Origin of the sequence: Halorubrum sp. SS7 (genome assembly GCF_005435055.1) — an archaeon.
In the GTDB taxonomy this organism is placed as follows: domain Archaea; phylum Halobacteriota; class Halobacteria; order Halobacteriales; family Haloferacaceae; genus Halorubrum; species Halorubrum salinarum.
The window spans coordinates 98,219-117,032 of the sequence record NZ_SGXV01000008.1 but is presented as its reverse complement, the minus strand read 5'-3'; the positions used below and the strand labels follow the sequence as shown (position 1 = coordinate 117,032).

Genomic DNA, 18,814 nt, shown 5'->3' with positions numbered 1-18,814 from the left:
CGCCGAACGGTTCGGAGCGGCGGGCGTCCGCGGCGGCGACGCCCGGCAGGTACGCGACCCGCGACTCGTCCGCGACCGCCTCGAACGCCGCGGCGAGCGCGACGGGGTCAACGTCCCGGCCGTGCTGGGCCGCCAGCCGCGCGAACCCCGCGCCGAGGTATCCGACCCGGTCGTCGGGGTCCGGCGGCCCGTCGAGGAGGGGCCACAGCTCCGACGGCTCCCCGAACGGCTCGACGCCCGCCCGCTCGAACGCCCGTCGGTAGAGCGCGTCCACGTCGTGGTCGTGGCGGCACAGCGTGTCGTCGAGGTCGAACGCGACCGCCGCGAACCGGCTCATGGGCGGAGGTGGCGCCGCGCGGCGAAGTCGGTTTCGGCGACCGGCCCGTACCCCCGACGATGGCCGACTCCGAGGACACGTACGACTGCGAGACGTGCGGCGCGCGCGTCGCCGCCGCGGACGCCCGCCGCTCCGAACCGTTCGGCGACCTCGACCCCGAGACGTGGCAGACGCTGGACTGCCCGGACTGCGGCGCCCGGCTCGCGACCGTCTTCGTGGGCGACGAGTGAGCCCCGGTCGAAGCCGCCCGGATCGGTGCTCGCCACGCGCCGTGGTGACACCCCACAATATCTACGTCTCCGGTCCGTAGCCGTCCCATGCTCGACGTCGGGACGGTCTACCTCGTCGCGGCCGGCGCGCTGCTGCTCGTCGCGCTCGCCGTCGGCGTCCGCGCCCTCGTCCGGATCTTCCGCGAGGGGCGCGAGCGCCGCCGCAAGCGACGCGAGGGGGAACTCGACCGGTACACCAAGGACCCGGAGTACGACCGCGAGCCGCCCGACCCCGAGGCCGCGTCGCGGTCGACCTGTCCGCAGTGCGGCGCCGAGAACGACGCGTCGTTCGCGTTCTGTCGCGAGTGCGCGGCGCCGCTCGGTCCCGGGGCGTAACTCCGCTCTCGTCGCCGTCCCGGCGCCGTCCGGAACGCGTCGACCGCGCCGGCGGTGACCCGGTAGTACCCTCCTACCGGGCTCGGGTGTCGCTGTTTCGCGACCGGACCGGCAGCGGACGGGCGAAGCGGGTCGGCGAACCATACTTACGACATCACGGGACGTACGCGTCTGCGACTACCTGGCTCCCGGCCGCGGTGCGACCGAGATCGACCGCTACGCGCCTGTGACTCGATATTTCGCCCGATCTCGCGGTTCGCCCCGATCACGCATTCGGGACCCGGTACGCACCCATCATGACACCCGAAACCACAATTGAACCGACCCGAACCGCCCCGATCTCGCGACGCAGCGTCCTCCGCACGACGGGCGCGGTCGGCGCGCTCGCGATCGGCGGAGTCGGTCTGCCGTTCGTCACCGGGTCCGCCGCCGCGGACGACCACCTGATCGAGACCTGCGGCGGCGAGGTCGACGTCGTCGTCGCGCTCGACTACTCGGGCTCGATACGGTCCGCCGGCACCTGGGGCGACATCCAGAGCGGCGTGGACAGCTTCCTCGGCGTCGTGCCGGACGACGTTCAGCTGGGTCTCGTCACGTTCGGCGACGCGCCCGCAGCGTTCGCGTACGGTCCGGGGACCCTCCTCGCCCCCGCGACCGCGAGCAACGTCTCGGCCGTCCGGGGCGGCGTGCCCGCGAGCGCCCCGCCGCAAGAGAACGCGACCCACATGCCCGGCGCGCTGGACTTCTCGAACGCGATCCTCGACCAGGAGGGCCGCGGCGGGAAAGAGATCGTCGTCCTGATCACCGACGGCGGGCCGAACTACGAGAACGGGGTCGTCGGCGACGGCGCCTCGCCGCCGGCCGACGACACGACGTTCCCCTACGGCACGTTCGCGTACGCGGGCGGATCGAGCGGCGGCGAGAACGGGGTCGCCGGCGAACCCGGCGAGCTGGACGAGACCGCCGCCACCGCGACCGCGATCACGGCCGCCGGACGCCGCATTATCGCCGTCGGCATCGGCGAGAACGTCGCCGGCTTCGACGACTACCTCCGAGACGAGATCGCCAGCACCCCCGACGACTTCGTCGCCGTCCGGGAGGCGTCGAACCTGGGCGCGGAGCTGGAATCGCTCATCAGCGAGGTCTGTACGGAGTGTGCCGACTGTACCGCCGACGGCCGGCTCGCGAAGTACGAGTTCGCCTGCGTCGAGACCGACCCCGACACCGGCGAGTGTGTCGCGGCCGACTTCGTCCTGGAATCGGGATCCGCCGACGACGTCGCGTACGCCGCCGGGTCCTTCACGAGCAAGGCGGGCGAGGCGTTCGAGCCGATGAGCGCTACCTTCGAGACGGAGTACTGCGACCTCTACGCCCTGGTCAAGAGCGGCCGGGAGCTGGAGGTCCAGTCCCTCCAAGCGACCGACGGGAGCGTCACCGTCGGCACCGCCAACGGCGAGAAGTTCGCGATCAGCTTCGTGGCGTTCTACTGTACCGAGGCGGCCGCGACCGAGGCGCTGGAGCGCTTCCCGGGCGGCGGACGGTCTTCTCGCGGCGGGCAGTCTTCTCGCGGCGGGCAGTCTTCTCGCGGTCGCCGCTAAGCCGGTCGGCACCGTCGCGTGACAGCCCGATATTCAGTCGGAACTCTCGAATGCGATTCGTGTAAAGAAGCCATGCCGCCTCCCCGATTTGAACTCACCGAGACGCTCGCCCTCGCTCCGCTCGGGCTCGCGACTCGTCTGCTCGAATCGGCTCGGCGTCGTTTCTTCACCCGCTCGCTGTCGCTCGCGGGTTCAGAATATGCCGCCTCCCCGATTTGAACGGGGGACAGCTCGATCTTCAGTCGAGTGCTCTCCCAGTCTGAGCTAAGGCGGCTCGCACTCGGACCAACGCCGATTCGAGACAAAAGGATTTCGAAAGGCGGCGCCCCGATCGGCTCCCGGTCGCGCGTCCCTCGGACGGGTCGGGCCCGGTCCGGGTCCGCTTCGCGTCTCAGGCGTCGGACGATATCGCCGCCGATCCGGGGCGACGGCGCGGATCGTGGTTTCCGCAATCGCCCCCTTGTTCGCGCCCCTTCGATCGATCGATGACCTCGCACGACCACGACGGCCACGACCACGACGCTCACCACGAGGCGCTTGACGCCGCGGTCGACGCGCGCGACGACTGGGCGCGCCGCCGCCGCAAGGGAATTCCGACCGACGAGAACCTCCTCGTCGTCGCCTGTATGGACGAGCGCATCCCCATCGAGGAGGCGCTCGGCATCGACCTCGGCGACGCGCAGGTCTTCCGCAACGCCGGCGGCAAGGTGACCGACGACGTGATCCGTTCGGCCGCGCTCACGACGAACTTCTTCGACACCGACGAGATCATCGTGATCAACCACACCGACTGCGGGATGATGAGCGCGCCCGACGAGGCGATCCGCGAGGGGCTCGAAGCGCAGGCCGGCGACCTCGACGACGCCGACCTCGACCCCTCCCTCCCGGAGCTGAACGTCGGCGACGCCGACCTCCTCGACTGGGTGAAGATGACCGACGACATCGACGCGGCCTGCGCCGCGCAGGTCGAGTACCTCCGCGAGTCCGAGTTCATCCCGGACGACACGACCGTCTCCGGCTACGTCTACGAGGTCGAGTCCGGCGAGCTCCGCCGCCCCGACGAGCGGATCGCCGAAGCGATCAGCGAGCGACGGGCCTGACCGCCGGACTCCGGGAGGCTCCGCGTCCCCTCGTCCGAGGTGTGACGTTTTTATGCGCCCGCGGCGAATCCCGTCACGAATGGACCGAGCACGCGCGCCCGCGCTCCGACGAGGTGGTGTCGGTGGGCGCTGACGGCGACGCCGGCTCCGGATCGGACGCCGCGAGCGACGACGCCGACGCGCCGGTCGTCGCCGGCTTCTTCTCCGGCTGCGGCGGCCTCGACCTGGGCTTCGAGCGGGCCGGCTTCGACGTCGCCCTCGGGAGCGACCAGTGGGAGCCGGCCGCGGAGACGTACCGCCGCAACTTCGACGACACCGAGTTCCTCGACGGCGACGTCCGCGAACTCGACGCCCCGGCGATCCGCGAGGCCGTCGCCGGCGCCGGCTACGACCCCGACGGCGTCGACGTGGTGATCGGCGGCCCGCCGTGTCAGGGCTTCAGCCGGCTCAACAACGAGCAGATCGAGCTCGACGAGATGGAGAAGGACCGCCGGAACACCCTCTTCGAGGAGTTCCTCCGGGTCGTCTCCGTCCTCGAACCGCAGCTGGTGTTGATGGAGAACGTCCGCGACCTGATCAACCGCCAGACCAGCGACGACCGGTACGTGAAGGACCTCATCGTCGAGGAGTTCGCGGCCCACGGCTACAAGTGCGAGTACCGGGTGCTGGAGGCCGAGCAGTACGGCGTCCCCCAGAAGCGCCGCCGGATCTTCTTCATCGGCACCGACCGCGACGTGCCGATCCGCTTCCCCGAGCCGACGACGCCCGAGGGCCACTGGCGCACCGCGGGCGAGGCGCTCGCCGACGCGACCGACGACCTCCCGAACATGACGTACGCGGACACCGGGGAGAAGACGCTCGAACGCATCCGCCACGTCCCCCCGGGCGGCTACTACCGCGACCTCCCCGACCGCCTGAAGACGAAGAAGTACCGCTGCGACTGCGAGGACACCGACACCTGTCCCCACGAGCCGGAGATCGTCAAGCGCTACGGGACGTACCTCCGGCGGCTCGACCCCGACGAGCCGTCGCTGACGGTGAGCACGAACGTCTTCATTCACCCGACCGAGGACCGCTACCTCACCCCCCGCGAGATGGCGCGGCTCCAGACGTTCCCCGACGAGTTCGCCTTCGAGGGGACGAAGACCGACGTGATGAAGCAGATCGGCAACGCGGTCCCGGTCCGGCTCGGCGAGGAACTGGCGACGCAGCTGCTGGAGTACTACCCCGAGGTCCGCGACGCGCCCCCCGCCGACCCCGACGTGTACGAGCAGCAGTCGTTGACTGATCTGGCGTGAGACGGTTTTCAGGGTCACAGAGCTTCGATTTAGGTCGCTGCTACCTCCACGGTGACCACCGTCAAAGCCCCAGCCGGGACGACTCGCGCGGCTCGTTGCGCTCCTCGGTCGCTCGTTACACTCGCTCCCTGCGGTGCTTACTGCGCCGTGCTTCGTCCTCCCGGCTGCCCCTTTGGGTCCCACCCCACAGCACCGCGACCGCACCTCTCACCCCCCCAGCCTCGTCAGTCGCCTCCGCTTCGCTCCGGCGACTGACTCCCTCGCGCGTGCTGTCTCGCGGCCTCCGCGTTCGCTCCGGCCGCTCGCAGGCACGCGCCGGCGTCTCTCTGTCATAGCCACTGCTCACGGACTGTTCGCAGTAGAAGTGGGACCGCCCGGATTCGAACCGGGGTCACGAGCACCCAAGGCTCGGAGTATACCACTAACCTACGGTCCCTCACCCGTACTACCCCGAAGAGCCGCTAAAGGGTTTCGTTGCGCTCCGCGCCGCGGTCGACCGCGGCCGCCCTCACTCCTCGTCGTCGCGCAGTTCGAGGTCGGCCACGATGTCGTAGGGGTCGGTCCCCTTCCGGACCGCGTCGAGGATGAAGAACGCCTCGTCGGGCGCGAGGAAGTGCCTCGTGACGCCGCGGCCGAGCGGCGTCGGCTCGAAGCCGTCGATGAAGTTCCACTCCAGCAGCTTCCCGAGCGCGTGCTTGGTGGGGACCTCGCCGATCATGCGGTCGTTGAGGCGCTTGGCCTTCTTGCCGGCGACGACGACGTTCGCGAGCGTCTCCTCGGCCGCGGCGGTCTCGTCGTAGTGGGTCGCCACGTCCTCCATCTCGCCTTTCAGGAGGGTGAACGCCACCTCGTCCTCGGTGCGGTCCATCGAGCCGTGGTAGACGCCGTCGGGCTCGACGAGGAGGTAGACGCGGCCGCGGTCGTGGTAGTCCGGGCGCCCGGCGCGCCCGAGCATCTGCGAGAACTCCTGGACCGAGAGCCACTCGATCCCCATCGCCAGCGAGTCGAAGATCACCTGCGAGGCGGGGAAGTCGACCCCGGCCGCCAGCGCCGCGGTGGTGACGACCGCGGAGAGGTCCTGGTTCCCGAACTGGCGCTCGACCTTCTTCCGGCGCCCGTAGTCGAGGCCGGCGTGGTACGGCGCGGAGTCGTACCGCAGCTTCCGGCTGATCTCGTGGCAGCGCCGCCGCGAGTTCGTGAAGATGATCGTCTGCCCGCGGTACCCCTTCGACGATTTCGTGTCGAACTCGCGTTTCACGAGTTTGTCGGCGATCTGCGCTTTCTCGCGGCCGTCCGCGAACGTGACGTGGCGCTCGATGGGAACGGGACGCTCCTCGTACTCGATCAGCGTCGCCCGGAGCTTCTCCGCGAGCCACTCGGGGTTCCCGACGGTCGCCGAGAGGTAGACGAACTGCGTGCCGTCGTACCCCGAATGCGTCCGCATCCGCTCTTCGCTGTAGTACTTCAGCCGCGAGATGAGCCCGTCGAGGCGGTGGCCGCGCTCGCCCTCCTTCAGCGTGTGGACCTCGTCGATGACGACCGTGCCCACGTCGCCGAGGTCCTTCCCCGTTCGGAGCGCGTGGTCGATCCCCTCGTAGGTGCCGACGATAACGTCCGCGTTCGGGTCGAAGCGGTTGCCGTCGTCGTTCACCCGCGAGGACCCGACGCGGATCGACACGTCGAGGAGGTCGCCGTAGCGGTCCTCGAAGTCCTCGTGCTTCTGGTTCGCGAGCGCGACGAGCGGCACGAGGAAGAGCAGCTTCCCGTCGCCCTTCAGCGCGCGGTCGATCCCGGTCAGCTCGCCGACGAGGGTCTTCCCCGTCGCGGTCGCGCTCACGACCAGCTGGTCGTCGCCGTCCAAGAGCCCGTTCCGCACCGAGAGGCTCTGGACCGGAAGCAGCTCCTCGAACCGGCCCTGGAGGTGCGCGGAAAGATCCGGATGGAGGTCCAAGTCCTCGGTCCGCACCGGCGAGATGTCGTCGACGTTCGCGGAGACCTCGTCGTACTTCGTGAGGTCGGGGTCGAGCCCGCCCTGGAGGAGGCTCACGATCCGGTCTAAGTCGCCCGACTCGTACAGCAGCTCCTCTAAGCGCTCCTCGGCCGCGCCGGTGAACTCGCCTTTGTACGACAGCTCCCGCTCTAGCTCCCGGCGGGCGCAGTCCCGGCAGATCAGCTCGCCGTTGTGTTCGATCGCGTCCTCGCTCGTGATCGGTCCGTACCGCCCGTCGCTCGCGCAGCGCCGGCAGGTCCGGACCGCCGTCGCCTCAAGCTGGTAGCCGTCCAGCATCTCCTTCAGCCGCGCCCGGTTCTCGGGCGTCGTCTGCTCGGAGATGCGGATCCGGCCGGCCGCCCGCGCGAGGTCGACGAACTCGTCCGGCTGGCGGGGGTGGTCCTCCCCGTCGCGGATCACTCGGAACTTCCCCGGGCGGGGGCCCGCGGAGGTCTCCTTGAGTTCGAGCCGCCCCCGGAGCACGCGCTTGCCGTCGCGGTTCGCGACCACGGTGTAGTCGCTCCGCGACTCGTGGAGGAACAGCGTCTCGACCTCGGCCAACTGCTGTGACACTGCCATGCGGTACGCGAGCGAGGTATTTCAGGAGTTCGGCTCGCCGCGTGACGGCCGGCGGCTGCGCGCGGCGCCGCGGCTACGTCACGCGAACGCGTGGAGAAGAACCCGCCTCACGGACGGGGCGGTCGGCGGTCGTTACGAGACGAGCAGCTTCTCGCCGCGGTCGACCGTGATCCGGCACGGCGGGGAGAGCTTGTTGTACGCGCGGCGGAACGCCTCCTTCACGACGGGCGCCTGGTCGACGTCGCAGTACGCGGTGAAGATCACGTCGTCCTTGTCGAGCCGCGCGGCGGTGCCGACCGGCTTCCCGAACGCCTGGCGCATGCCGTCGGAGACGCGGTCCGCGCCGGCGCCGGTCGCCTGCTTGTTCTCCCGGATGACCTGGTGGGGGAACTTGCGGAGGGTCATCTTGTAGTTGCCCTCGCCGAGCTCCTTGATCAGGTGGCGGTTCGCCGACAGGCGCGCGCTCTCGAGCGAGCCGTGTCGGACCTGAAGCTCCTCCTCGACGCGGAGGCTGATCTGGACGGGGTAGTCGTCCGGCTCCGCGGAGAGGTCGCCCATGTTGTGCTGGGCGATCTTCGAGCCGGGGATGCCCGTGATGTACTCGCGGCGGGTGTACGACGGCTTGTCGATCGTCCGATACATGGAGGCGGGTTTGTCAGACATGGCTACTTGTCCGATGTAGCCCTCGCTGCGGCGATAAACCCTTCGATAGCGAGGCGTCCTCGTCGGCCTCGCGGCCCTGAGCGCCCGCCGTTCGGCCCGATCGCGTCCCGCGTTGGCACGCCGCTCGGCTCACTCCTCCGGCGTCGGTTCGAGCGCGACGTGGTCGAACCCGCGGTCCGCGAGCCGCTCCGCGGCCCGGTCGGTGACCGACGGCGCGACCAGGATGCCGCGGACCGCGGGGGAGTCGTCGTCGGTCTCGCCCTCGTCGGTGACTCCGAGTTCCTCCCGGAGCGCCCGCACGTACCGCGCCAGCTGTCCCACGGCGTCCGGGCCGACCCGCCGGCGCTTCAGCTCGACGACGACCGGCGTGCCGTCGGCGTCGACGCCGAAGACGTCCATCGGGCCGGCGCTGGAGGGGCGCTCGGTCTCGCGGGGCTCGAACCCGGGTTCGACGAGCTCCGGGCGCTCCAAGATCCGGGTTCGGAGGTCCTCTTCGCTGCCGTGGAGGTCGAGGTCGCGGCCGCCCGTGACGGCCATCGCGGAGAGCTGGTGGACGTCGGAGAAGCGGACCGTCAGGGTCTCGTCCGGGTTGCTCCTGGTCGAGCGCACGCGGAGCCGCCCCTCCCGGACGGCGGCGTGGTGTTCCGACCCCGGCGGCTGCCAGTTGACCGGCTGGCGGCCCTCGTCGGTGTGGACCAGGGCGGCACCGTCGGGCTTCAACACGAGCAGCCGGTCGCCGGCGCCGAGGTCCGAGGCCGCGCGCCCCTCGTAGGTGACCGTACAGCGGCCGAAGAGGCTGACGAGGTCGCCGCGCCCGAAGGCGTCCTCCAGCTCCCAGAGGGCCTCGCGGTGGCTCGGGTCGTGGACGCTCGTGACTGTCACTGGCGCGTCGTAGGCGGTCGCCGCTGAAAAAGGGCGCGAGCCGGACCGCCTCTCTCAGTCGCCGCGCCGCGACACGGCGATGCCGGCGACGAAGAGGACGACGCCGAGCGCGAAGGCGGCGATCCGAAGCGTCGTGTCCGAGACGAGGATTCCGGCCAGCACCGAGACGCCGAATCCGGCGTGTAAGACCGCGGTCAGGTTCATGGGATCGGTACGGTCGGGCGGCACAAAAACGGGTCGAAGGCGGCTGGGCGACCGCCGGGAGTCCCGCGCCGTCTCAGGTCCCGTGTTCCCAGCTGCCCATGTACTCGCGCTGCTCGTCGGTGAGGTCGTCGTACTCGACGCCCTCGGCGGCCAGCTTGATGTCCGCGACCTCGCGGTCGAGCTCGTCGGGCACGTCGTGGACGCCGGCGTCGTACGCGTCGCCGTTGGCGGCCAGTTCGCGGACGACGACCGCCTGGACGCCGAAGCTCTGGTCCATCACCTCGACCGGGTGGCCGAGAGCGATGGGCGCGGCGAGGTTGACGAGCCGCCCCTCCGCGATGACGTTCAGGACGCGGCCGTCCTCCATCTCGAACCCCTCGACGCCGTCGCGGACCTCGTAGCGGTCGACGGCGAGGTCGTCTAAGTCCTCCAGGTTCACCTCCACGTCGAAGTGGCCGGCGTTCGCGAGCAGGACGCCGTCGTCCATCTCCGCGAAGTGTTCGCGGGTGATCACGTCGCGGTTGCCCGTCGTCGTGATGAACACGTCGCCCTTCTTCGCGGCCTCCGCCATGGGGAGCACCTCGTACCCCTCCATGTGCGCCTCCAGGGCCTTCCGCGGGTCGACCTCGCAGACGATGACGTTCGCGTTCTGCCCGGCGGCCTTCTTGGCGACGCCCTTCCCGCACTGGCCGTAGCCGCCGACAACGACGTTCTTCCCGGCCCACGAGAGGTTCGTCGTCATCGCGATGGTCGCGAGCGAGGACTCGCCCGTGCCGTGGACGTTGTCGAACAGCTGCTTCATCGGCGTGTCGTTCACGGCGAAGACGGGGTAGTGGAGCTCGCCGTCGGCGTCCATCGCGCGCAGGCGGTCGACGCCCGTGGTCGTCTCCTCGGCGCCGCCGACGATGGAGTCGATCAGGTCGGGGTACTCCTCGTGGACGAGCTTCACCATGTCCATCCCGTCGTCGACGGTGATGGTCGGCTCGTGGGCGATGCAGGCGTGCATCGCGTCGTAGTACTCGTCGTCGTCCACGCCGCGCACGGCGTAGGAGGTGATCGACTCGTGGGCGTCGAGCGCGGCCGACACGTCGTCGTGCGTCGAGAGGGGGTTACAGCCGGTGATCGCCACCTCGGCGCCGCCCTCGGCGAGCAGTTCGACGAGGTTCGCCGTCTTCGCCTCGACGTGCATCGCCATCGCGATCGTCTCGCCGTCGAGCGGCTGCTCGTCGACGAACTCCTCGCGGAGGGCGTTCAAGATCGGCATGTGCTGGAGCGCCCAGTCCATCTTCCGGCGCCCCTCCTCTCGGGCCGTATCGACGTCCGAGAGGTGCTGTGACACCGGCGGATACGCGGTCTCGCTCATACCTCTCGGTTCGCTCACGGCGCACTAAACCCTGCCGACACCGATCGCGTCGACGGTCCTCGTCGAGGGGTCGACGAGGAGAAAGAGAGAAACGGGACCGAACCGCTCGCGTCTCGGGGACCGCGTCGCCCGCGCGTCAGTTACGGCGGGCCGTTGCCGTTCCCGTTACCGGGGCCGGCGTCGTCGTCGTCATCGTCGTCGTCATCCGCTTCCTCTTCGTCGTCCTCTTCTTCTTCGTCGTCATCCTCGTCCTCCTCGGCCTCGTCTTCCTCCGCGTCCTCGTCGTCCGCGCCGTCCTCGTCGTCCGCGTCGTCGTCGCCGTTCCCGGCGTGGTCCGGCGGGCCGCCCTGACCGTTGCCGACGCCCTCGGGCGCGTTGCCGTTGCCGGGCGCGTCGGTCTCGTTGTCGGCCTCGTCGTCGTCAGCCTCGTCCGGGCCGCCGGGGCCGCCGGCGTGGTCCGGGGCGTTACCGGGGTTGTTCTCCGTCACGAAGTCCGAGACGGCGCCGCCGATGTCGCTGTTCCGGTCCTTGAGCCCCTGGATGAACTCGCGGACCAGCTGGCCGAACGGCGTGCCCGCGTCGGCCTCGTCGTCCTCGTCCTCCTCGCCGGCGGTCAGCTCGACCGTCTCCGAGACGGTCTCGTTCTCGTACTCGGCGGTCACGTCGACCGTGACGTTCTCCTCGGCGGCGGGGAGTTCGACGGTGCCGTCCTCGTCCGTCTCGTACTCGCCCGTGCCCGCGTACGAGGCGTTCTCGCCCCCGTCGTCGGCGAGCGCGACGACGACCGTCGCGTTCGCGACCGCCTCGTCGTCGTTCGTCACCGTGACGACGGGCTCCTCGTCGGTGTCCTCGACCTCCAGTTCGAGGTCGTCGGGCGCCTCCAGCTCGACGGTCTCGGAGACCGAGTCGTTCTCGTACTCGGCGGTGACCTCGACGGTCACGTCCTCCTCCGCGGCGGGGAGAGTGACGGTGCCGTTCGCGTCGGTCTCGTAGTCGCCAGCGCCCGCGTACGACTCGTTCGCGGGGTCGGCGACGGTGACGTTCACGGTCGCGTTCTCGACGGCGGTGTCGTTGTCCGTCACGGTGACGACGGGCTCGCCGTCCTCGTCGTCGACCTCGAGTTCGAGGCCGTCGGGCGCCTCCAGCTCGACCGTCGTCGAGGCGCTGTCGTTACCCGCGGCGGCCGTGACTTCGACCGTCACGTCCTCCTGGGGCGCCTCGAGCTCGACGGTTCCGTTCTCGTCTGTCTCGTACTCGCCCGCTCCCGCGTACGACTCGTTCGCGGGGTCGACAACGGTGACGTTCACCGTCGCGTTCTCGACGGCGGTGTCGTTCTCGGTCACCGTGACTGTCGACGTCCCGTCCGCGTCTTTGTCGACGGCCACTTCGAGGTGACTGTCGGCGGCCGCGACGCCGGTCATCGCGCCGAGCGCGACGACCGCGATCAGTAGGATGGCTGTCGTGCGTTCGCTCATGTCCACTCGGGTCCATCCCCTGTTCACACATAAAGAGCGAACTCCCTTAACGCGGTTTAATTCGGTTTATATCCGGCTTAACGGCTCTGTACCGTTTGTTTTGGTTGATCGGCGGTTCGGCGACGGTTTCGCCCCCGATCGGACCCCGTTTCGACCCGGACGCGGGTCGGTCGCCGCTCGCGCGCGATACGTCAGTTATGAACTCGCCTCCTGAACTGACCGCGTAGTGAACACCTCCAAAGCCCCAGTCGCGAGGGCGACGTACGCTCGCTGCGGTGCTTGCGTCGCCTACGTCGCCCTCGCGACTGCCCCTTTGAGTCCCACCCGACCGCGACCGCACCGCAGCCTCATTCCTCCCCAGCCTCGCGGCTCGCTCGGGGTTCCCTCCGGTCACCCACGTCGCTCGCCGCGTCGCTCGCCGCGTCCCTCGCACGCGCTCCTCGCGGCCGCCGTTAGCGCCCGCTCGGAGGCACGCGCCGCCGCACCGTCTCGTTCAGCCGAAACTCCCGTCGTGGGTCTACTCGACCCGGTCGACGAGGTCGCTCGCGGCGGCCGCGGCGCGCTCCTGGACCGCATCGGCGTCCAGCGTCAGCACCTCGCGGTCGCGCATGAGGACCTCGCCGTCGCAGACGGTGTGGCGCACGTCGCTCCCGCGGGCCGCGTACGCGAGGTGCGAGACGGGGTCGTGGACCGGCGTCAGGTGCGGGGCGTCGAGGTCGACCACCGCGAGGTCGGCCGCCGCCCCCGCCTCGATCCGGCCGCCCGGGAGGCCTAGGGCGTCCGCGCCGCCGGCCGTCGCCATCTCCACGACCGCCGCCGCGGGGACCGCGCTCGCGTCGTCCGCGGCCAGTTTCCCGAGCATCGCGGCGTCGCGCATCTCGTCGAACACGTCGAGGTCGTTGTTCGAGGCCGCCCCGTCCGTGCCGAGCGCGACCGTCACGCCCGCCTCGCGCAGGCGCCGGACCGGCGCCATCCCGCTGGCGAGCTTCATGTTCGACGCCGGGCAGTGGACCACCGCGGTCCCCGCCTCGGCGAGCCGGTCGATCTCCGAGCCGTCGACGTGGACGCCGTGCGCGAAGAAGTCGTCCGGGCCGAGCGCGTCGAGGTCGTCGGCGTACGCGATCGGTCGCTCGCCGCGCTCGTCGACGATGGGGTCGACCTCGTCTGTCGTCTCGTTCGCGTGGAGGTGGACGGGGACCCCCGCCGCCCTGGCCTCGGCGACCCCCTCGCGGAGGAACTCCTCGCCGACCGTCGTCAGCGAGTGCGGCATGAACGCGGTGCGGATCCGCCCGTCCGCGGCGCCGTCGAGGTCGCGCGCGACCGCGAGGCTCTCCTCGACGTCCGCGCGTGCGTCCGCGTCGTCCTTCCCCACGGTCACGACGCCGTGGCCGAGCCGCGCGCGCAGCCCGGCGCGGTCGACGACGTCGGCGACGCGGTCCATCGCGAAGTACATGTCCGCGAACGCGGTCGTCCCGGACCGGATCATCTCTACGACGCCCAGCTCGGCGCCCGCCTCGACGTCGTCGGGCGTCAGCTCGGCCTCCGCCGGCCAGATGTCCTCGCGGAGCCACGGGTCGAGCGGCTTGTCGTCCGCGTACCCGCGGAGCAGCGTCATCGCGACGTGGGTGTGCGCGTTGACGAGCCCCGGCATCACCAGCGACCCCGACGCGTCGAGCGTCTCGGCGGCCGCCCCGCCGAGCGCCTCGTCCACCTCGTCCGGCGACCCCACGGCCCGGACCGTTCCCTCGTCGCGGTCGACCGCGACGTCCGCCCGCTCGACTCGGCCGTCGGGCCGGAGCACTCGTCCGCCGCGCACGCGGAGGTAGTTCATGTCCGCCCGTTCCGCCCGCCGCACCAAACGCCTTCGGTTCGACTCCTCGCTCCGCGACGCCTCCTCCCCCGAGCGACACGCCTTTATCCGCCGATCGAAACGGGCCGGTATGGCTCTGGACCGCGTCGCCTCGGCGCTCACCGCGAGCAAGCTGCGGGTCGCGCTCGTCGGCGTGGCGGTCGTCGTCGCCGCCGTCGGCGGGGCGGTCGCGCTCGGCGTCCTCGGCGTCCCGAGCGTCGCCGCCGTGAACAACTCCTTCGGCGACGTGACGAACGAGACGACGGTCGTCGAGACCGACCTCGTCGTCTCGAACCCGAACCCGGTCGGCGTCGGCCTCGACGGGGTCTCGATGAACTACACCGTCTCGATGAACGACGTCGAGATGGCGCGCGGCGGCCGCGAGGGGGTCAGCGTCGCGGCCGGCAACTCCTCTATCGCTTTCGAGACGGACCTGGACAACGACGCGATCCCGCCGTGGTGGACCAGCCACGTCCGGAACGGCGAGCGGACGACGGTGGCGATCGACGCGACGGTCACCTCCGACCTCCTCGGCCGGAGCGCGGACCTCACCCGAACCCGCGAGATCGAGACGGACCTCATCGGCGCGTTCACGTCCGACGAGACGCGCCCGGTGAACGCCGACGCGCCGCTCGTGGACGACCCGGTCCTCTACGTCAACGAGACGCGCGGCCGCTGGGGAACGGTGAGCGAGGCCGAGACGCCGATCGAGATGGAGTTCGACGCCTACAACCCCAACCTCGAACCGTACGTCGTCACCGAGATCGGCTACGACGTGACGATGAACGGCGTCGCGATGGGCTCCGGGTCGACCGAGGTGGAGTACGTCATCCCCTCGTACGGCTCCGAGACGATCGAACTCACGGCCGCGCTCCGCAACGAGCGCCTCGACGAGTGGTGGGTCACCCACCTCGACGAGTCCGTCAACGGCCACCAGGTGAGCGACCTCCGGATCGAGTTCTACGCGGTGGTCGAACTCCCCGGTGGCGAGGAGCTCACCGTCCCGCTGGACGCGCTGACGTACGAGGAAACGGTCGAGACCGACATCTTCGACGAGGGGCTCCATCAGGGGAACGGAACGAGCGCCGACGGGACGTCCGGTGACGGCGGCTCGACCGACTCCGAGGGCTCGACCGATTCCGACGACTCAGGCGACGGGGGAACCACGACCGACGACGGCTCCGGGGACGACACGAGCGGCGACGACACGACTGACGGCGGTTCCGGCGACGACACGAGCGGAGACAACACCAGCGACGACGGCTCCGGGGACGACGACGGCCTGCTCCCGCTGAGCGCCGGCGGATAGCCGCGGTCCGCGGTCCCGACTCGCGCCCGTCCGCCGTCCGAACCTTCTTGCCCGCCCGCGGCCGCGTTCCGCCATGGCAACCGACGCCCAGCAGGCGTGTTTCGAGGCGGGGATCAAGTTCGGCTCGCTGTACCACCAGTTCGCCGGCACGCCCGTCAGCACGTCGAGCACGCGGAGCCTGGAGGCGGCGATGGCGGAGGCCATCGAGAACCAGCCGCACTGCGAGGCCGTCGACGTGACGGTCCACGACGACCGCGTCGCCGACGCCATCGACCACGAGAACGGCTACACCGAACTCACCGGCTCGCTGATGGACGTCCGGATGCGGATCGAGTACGCGGGCGTCACCGTCCGCACCCGGATGGAGATGGAGGACGGCTACCCCCTGATGAAACTGGTCGAAGTGGTCGACGGCGGCGGGTCGCCGGGAGCCGCCGACCCGAACGCTTAGTACCGCGACGCGCCTATCGCGACCCGAACGCAGCCGGCATCGCCGGGTTCCAGCCTTCAGAGACGCACATGGTCGACAGACGACACGACAGCCAGTCGGACCGAACCGGCTTCGACGAGACGAGGAACTACCTCTCCGAGGCCGTCGGCCGCGTCGTGCCGCGGTCGGTGGCGCGGCGAGCGATCGAGGTGACGGTCAGCACCGACGCCGCCGAGTACGCGCCCGACGAGCCGGTCGCGATCACCGTCGCGATCCGCAACCGCCTGCCGGTCCCGGTCGAGGTCCCCACGTCGACCGGCCGCCTGTGGGGGTGGGCGGTCGACGGCGTCGTTGAGGCCACCGACGAGCGGCGCTACGTCCGCGGCGAGGGCTCGTCGCTGTCGCTCCGAGCCGGCGAGACGAAGCGCGCGACGGCCACGTGGAACGGCCGGTTCCGCCGCACCGACGACGACGGGCTCGACCGCTCAGTTCGGGCCGAGCGCGGGGACCACACGGTCTCCGTGTTCGTGCCGGTCCCGGGCGCCGACGAGCGCCACGAGGACGCCACGCAGATCCGGATCCGATAGCCCGGCGACTCACGTTCCCGAAAAAATCCTCTCCCTGACCGCCCGGCGAAACCCGACGGCGCTCAGTCGTCCGCTTCGGGCGCTTCCGCGCCGCGGCGGGCCGCGGCGTCCGCCGCGGCCTCGTCCACGTCGCTCGCGAGCGCCTCGTCGCGACGCAGGTGACACGCGGCGTAGTGACGGCCGTCGGTGAGGTCGGACGGCACCTCGTAGGCCGGCGTCGTCGTCGCGCAGACGCTTTGGTCCGCGAACCGTTCGACGAGGATCCGCTCGGCCTCGTCGAACTCGTCGCGCTCGATGTGCCCGAGCGCCTCGTCGAGCAGGGTGCCGGCCTCGCCGCTCGGCGCCGCGTCCCCGAAGTACCGCGACCGGAGCGCGTCGGGGTCGGTCTCCTCGAACTCCCGGCGATCGACCGCCCGCTGGAACGCCACGACGTTCCGCCAGGCGTCGTCGCTCATGTCGTACTCGTCCGGCTGGATCACCTCCGGACACCGCGTCCGGAACCGGCAGCCGGAGGGCGGGTCGATCGGCGACGGCACGTCGCCGGAGAGAAGCGCCGTCCGCCCGCCGCTCCGCGGGTCCGGGACGGGGATGGCGTCCAGCAGCGCCCGGGTGTACGGGTGCTTCGGGTTCTCGAACAGCTCCTCTTTGTCGGCCAGCTCGACGATGTTCCCGAGGTACATCACCGCCACGCGGTCGGAGATGTGGCGGATGACGCTCAGGTCGTGCGCGATGAACAGGTACGTGAGGTCGAACTCCTCTTGGAGCTCCTCCATCGTGTTGAGCACCTGCGCCTGGATCGACACGTCGAGCGCCGACACGGGCTCGTCGCAGACGATGAAGTCCGGGTTCACCGACAGCGCCCGCGCGAGGTTCACGCGCTGGCGCTGCCCGCCGGAGAACGCGTGCGGGTACCGGTTGTAGTGTTGCGGGTCGAGCCCGACCTTCTCTAACAGCTCCTTGGCGCGGGCCTCGCGGCCCTCCTCGTCGAGCATGTCGTGGGCCTTCATCGGCTCCTCGACGATGGGCCCGACCTTCATCCGGGGGTCGAGCGAGGACTGCGGGTCCTGGAAGATCATCTGCATGTCCTTCCGCATCCGCCGCAGCGGCTCGCCGGACAGCTCGGCGAGGTCCTCGCCCTGGAAGTAGACGCTCCCGCTGGTCGGTTCGAGCAGCCGGAGGACGGTACGCGCCAGCGTCGACTTCCCGCACCCGGACTCGCCGACGAGCCCGAGGGTCTCGCCCTGCTTGATGTCGAAGCTCACGCCGTCGACGGCGCGCACGTCGGAGGTCGACCGCGAGACGTACGGGAACTCGTCGTCGAGTTCGACGCCGGCCAGCAGGCCGCTCTCGTTGTCGAAGTACTTACAGAGGTCGCGGACCTGTAACAGCGCCTCGGGGTCCGACTCCGGCGGGCCGACCCGGCTCATTCCGCCTCACCCCCGGTCTCGGTGAGGCCGGCGGAGAACCCGCCGGTGGCCTCCGTCTCGATCGCCGGGCTCTCGTCGTAGCCGACCTCGAACGCGTCGTGTTTCACGCACGCCGCGGTGTGGGGCGGCTCGCCCGCCTCGCTCAGGTCTCGCGGCTCGGGGTGGACTTCGCGGCACACCTCCCTGGCCTCGGGACACCGCGAGTGGAACCGACAGCCGGAGGGCGGATCGATCGCCTCCGGCATCACCCCCTGGATCGGTCTGAGCTCGTCGACCGTCCGGTCGGGGCGCGGCATCGAGTCGAGCAGCGCCGAGGTGTACGGGTGTTTCGTGTCGTAGAACAGGTCGTCGACCTCCGCCTGCTCGATGATCTCGCCGAGGTACATCACGTTCACCCGGTCGCAGATCTCCGCGACGACGCTCATGTCGTGGGTGACCCAGATGAACGAGGTGTCGTACTTCTCCTGGAGCTCCTTGACCATCTCCAGGATCTCGCCTTCGACCGTCACGTCGAGCGCGGTCGTCGGCTCGTCGGCGATGATCAGGTCGGGCTGGCAGGCCAGCGCCATCGCGATCAGCACGCGCTGTCGCATCCCGCCGGAGAACTGGTGGGGGTACTCGTCGTACCGGGACTCCGGCGCCGGGATCCCCACCTCTCTGAGCATGTCGATCGCCTCTTCCTTCGCCTCCTGAGCCCCCAGGTCGCGGTTGATCTCGATGAACTCCCGGAGCTGTCCCCCGACCGTGAACACGGGGTTCAGCGACTCCATCGGGTCCTGGAAGATGATCGCGATCTCGCGGCCGCGGATCCGCTTCCGCATCTCCTCTTCGGTGAGCATCTCGTCGCGCGGGCGCAACTCGCCGTCGTCGCCCTCTTCGAGGCCGAAGATTGTCTCGCCTTTGAACTCGATCTCGCCACCGACGATCTCGCCGGGGCTGTCCACGAGCCGGAGGATACTGGAGGTCGCGACGGACTTGCCCGCGCCCGACTCGCCGACGAGCCCGACGATCTCCCCCTCGTTGACGTCGAAGGAGATGCCGTCGACGGCGCGGACCGTCCCGTCCTCGGTGAAGAACTGTGTCTTGAGATCGCGTACGCTGAGTAGTGGTTCGCTCAT

General features: G+C 70.2%; 17 protein-coding genes, 2 tRNA genes and 1 pseudogene. 8 read left to right on the top strand and 12 right to left on the bottom strand.

Annotation, left to right across the window (positions count from 1 at the left end; translation table 11 throughout):
- Positions 1 to 337: pseudogene (locus tag EXE44_RS10195) on the bottom strand (HAD family hydrolase); the annotation flags it as partial.
- 59 nt (positions 338 to 396) lie between these two features.
- Here EXE44_RS10195 and EXE44_RS20760 point away from each other — a divergent pair.
- The 3 genes from EXE44_RS20760 to EXE44_RS10185 all read left to right on the top strand — a co-directional run bounded on the left by EXE44_RS20760 (position 397) and on the right by EXE44_RS10185 (position 2,540).
- Positions 397 to 567: a hypothetical protein gene (locus tag EXE44_RS20760; RefSeq protein ID WP_173229256.1), complete on the top strand. Its 171-nt coding sequence runs from the start codon at positions 397 to 399 to the stop codon at positions 565 to 567.
- Positions 568 to 654: 87 nt separating this feature from the next.
- Positions 655 to 942, top strand: coding sequence for a zinc ribbon domain-containing protein (locus EXE44_RS10190; RefSeq protein ID WP_137717046.1), 288 nt, complete (start codon positions 655 to 657; stop codon positions 940 to 942).
- 296 nt (positions 943 to 1,238) lie between these two features.
- Positions 1,239 to 2,540, top strand: coding sequence for a vWA domain-containing protein (locus EXE44_RS10185; protein ID WP_137717045.1), 1,302 nt, complete (start codon positions 1,239 to 1,241; stop codon positions 2,538 to 2,540).
- A gap of 200 nt (positions 2,541 to 2,740) precedes the next feature.
- On the opposite strand, the gene EXE44_RS10180 is transcribed toward EXE44_RS10185, so the two are convergent.
- Positions 2,741 to 2,814: transfer RNA gene (locus tag EXE44_RS10180), tRNA-Phe, on the bottom strand.
- Positions 2,815 to 3,025: 211 nt separating this feature from the next.
- Between EXE44_RS10180 and EXE44_RS10175 the strand changes: the two genes are divergently transcribed.
- Positions 3,026 to 3,640 (top strand): carbonic anhydrase, encoded by a 615-nt coding sequence (locus tag EXE44_RS10175; protein WP_137717044.1) that lies wholly within the window; start codon positions 3,026 to 3,028, stop codon positions 3,638 to 3,640.
- Positions 3,641 to 3,762: 122 nt separating this feature from the next.
- Positions 3,763 to 4,938 carry a DNA cytosine methyltransferase gene (locus EXE44_RS10170; RefSeq protein ID WP_394348229.1) on the top strand — a complete coding sequence of 392 codons (1,176 nt, stop codon included), beginning with the start codon at positions 3,763 to 3,765 and terminating at the stop codon, positions 4,936 to 4,938.
- Between the two features lie 365 nt (positions 4,939 to 5,303).
- On the opposite strand, the gene EXE44_RS10165 is transcribed toward EXE44_RS10170, so the two are convergent.
- From EXE44_RS10165 to EXE44_RS10135, 8 genes are all read right to left on the bottom strand, one after another.
- A tRNA-Pro gene (locus tag EXE44_RS10165) sits at positions 5,304 to 5,374 on the bottom strand.
- Positions 5,375 to 5,446: 72 nt separating this feature from the next.
- Positions 5,447 to 7,501, bottom strand: coding sequence for a DEAD/DEAH box helicase (locus EXE44_RS10160; RefSeq protein ID WP_137717051.1), 2,055 nt, complete (start codon positions 7,499 to 7,501; stop codon positions 5,447 to 5,449).
- A gap of 138 nt (positions 7,502 to 7,639) precedes the next feature.
- Entirely contained in the window at positions 7,640 to 8,170 is a 531-nt protein-coding gene (locus tag EXE44_RS10155; protein WP_053770214.1) for a 50S ribosomal protein L16, read from the bottom strand.
- Positions 8,171 to 8,299: 129 nt separating this feature from the next.
- Positions 8,300 to 9,052, bottom strand: coding sequence for an endonuclease NucS (gene nucS / locus EXE44_RS10150; RefSeq protein ID WP_137717043.1), 753 nt, complete (start codon positions 9,050 to 9,052; stop codon positions 8,300 to 8,302).
- Between the two features lie 54 nt (positions 9,053 to 9,106).
- The gene (locus EXE44_RS20755; protein WP_173229244.1) at positions 9,107 to 9,256 is read right to left on the bottom strand and encodes a hypothetical protein; all 150 of its coding nucleotides are present in this window, start codon (positions 9,254 to 9,256) and stop codon (positions 9,107 to 9,109) included.
- 73 nt (positions 9,257 to 9,329) lie between these two features.
- A complete protein-coding gene (locus tag EXE44_RS10145) occupies positions 9,330 to 10,619 on the bottom strand; it encodes an adenosylhomocysteinase (RefSeq protein WP_137717042.1) in 1,290 nt (429 codons plus the stop codon).
- A gap of 140 nt (positions 10,620 to 10,759) precedes the next feature.
- Entirely contained in the window at positions 10,760 to 12,094 is a 1,335-nt protein-coding gene (locus EXE44_RS10140; RefSeq protein ID WP_137717041.1) for a DNA primase, read from the bottom strand.
- A 517-nt stretch (positions 12,095 to 12,611) separates the two neighbouring features.
- Positions 12,612 to 13,925 (bottom strand): amidohydrolase, encoded by a 1,314-nt coding sequence (locus EXE44_RS10135; protein ID WP_137717040.1) that lies wholly within the window; start codon positions 13,923 to 13,925, stop codon positions 12,612 to 12,614.
- 109 nt (positions 13,926 to 14,034) lie between these two features.
- Between EXE44_RS10135 and EXE44_RS10130 the strand changes: the two genes are divergently transcribed.
- The 3 genes from EXE44_RS10130 (at position 14,035) to EXE44_RS10120 (ending at position 16,269) form a co-directional block, all read left to right on the top strand.
- Positions 14,035 to 15,252 carry an LEA type 2 family protein gene (locus EXE44_RS10130; protein WP_137717039.1) on the top strand — a complete coding sequence of 406 codons (1,218 nt, stop codon included), beginning with the start codon at positions 14,035 to 14,037 and terminating at the stop codon, positions 15,250 to 15,252.
- A 73-nt stretch (positions 15,253 to 15,325) separates the two neighbouring features.
- Positions 15,326 to 15,703 (top strand): dihydroneopterin aldolase family protein, encoded by a 378-nt coding sequence (locus tag EXE44_RS10125; protein ID WP_137717038.1) that lies wholly within the window; start codon positions 15,326 to 15,328, stop codon positions 15,701 to 15,703.
- Between the two features lie 68 nt (positions 15,704 to 15,771).
- Positions 15,772 to 16,269, top strand: a complete 498-nt coding sequence (locus tag EXE44_RS10120; RefSeq protein WP_137717037.1) for a hypothetical protein — start codon at positions 15,772 to 15,774, stop codon at positions 16,267 to 16,269.
- A gap of 62 nt (positions 16,270 to 16,331) precedes the next feature.
- Here the strand turns inward: EXE44_RS10120 and EXE44_RS10115 are convergent, their stop codons facing one another.
- Positions 16,332 to 17,696, bottom strand: a complete 1,365-nt coding sequence (locus EXE44_RS10115; RefSeq protein ID WP_137717036.1) for an ABC transporter ATP-binding protein — start codon at positions 17,694 to 17,696, stop codon at positions 16,332 to 16,334.
- Positions 17,693 to 18,814 (bottom strand): ABC transporter ATP-binding protein, encoded by a 1,122-nt coding sequence (locus EXE44_RS10110; RefSeq protein ID WP_137717035.1) that lies wholly within the window; start codon positions 18,812 to 18,814, stop codon positions 17,693 to 17,695. The genes EXE44_RS10115 and EXE44_RS10110 overlap by 4 nt, the downstream gene beginning before the upstream one ends.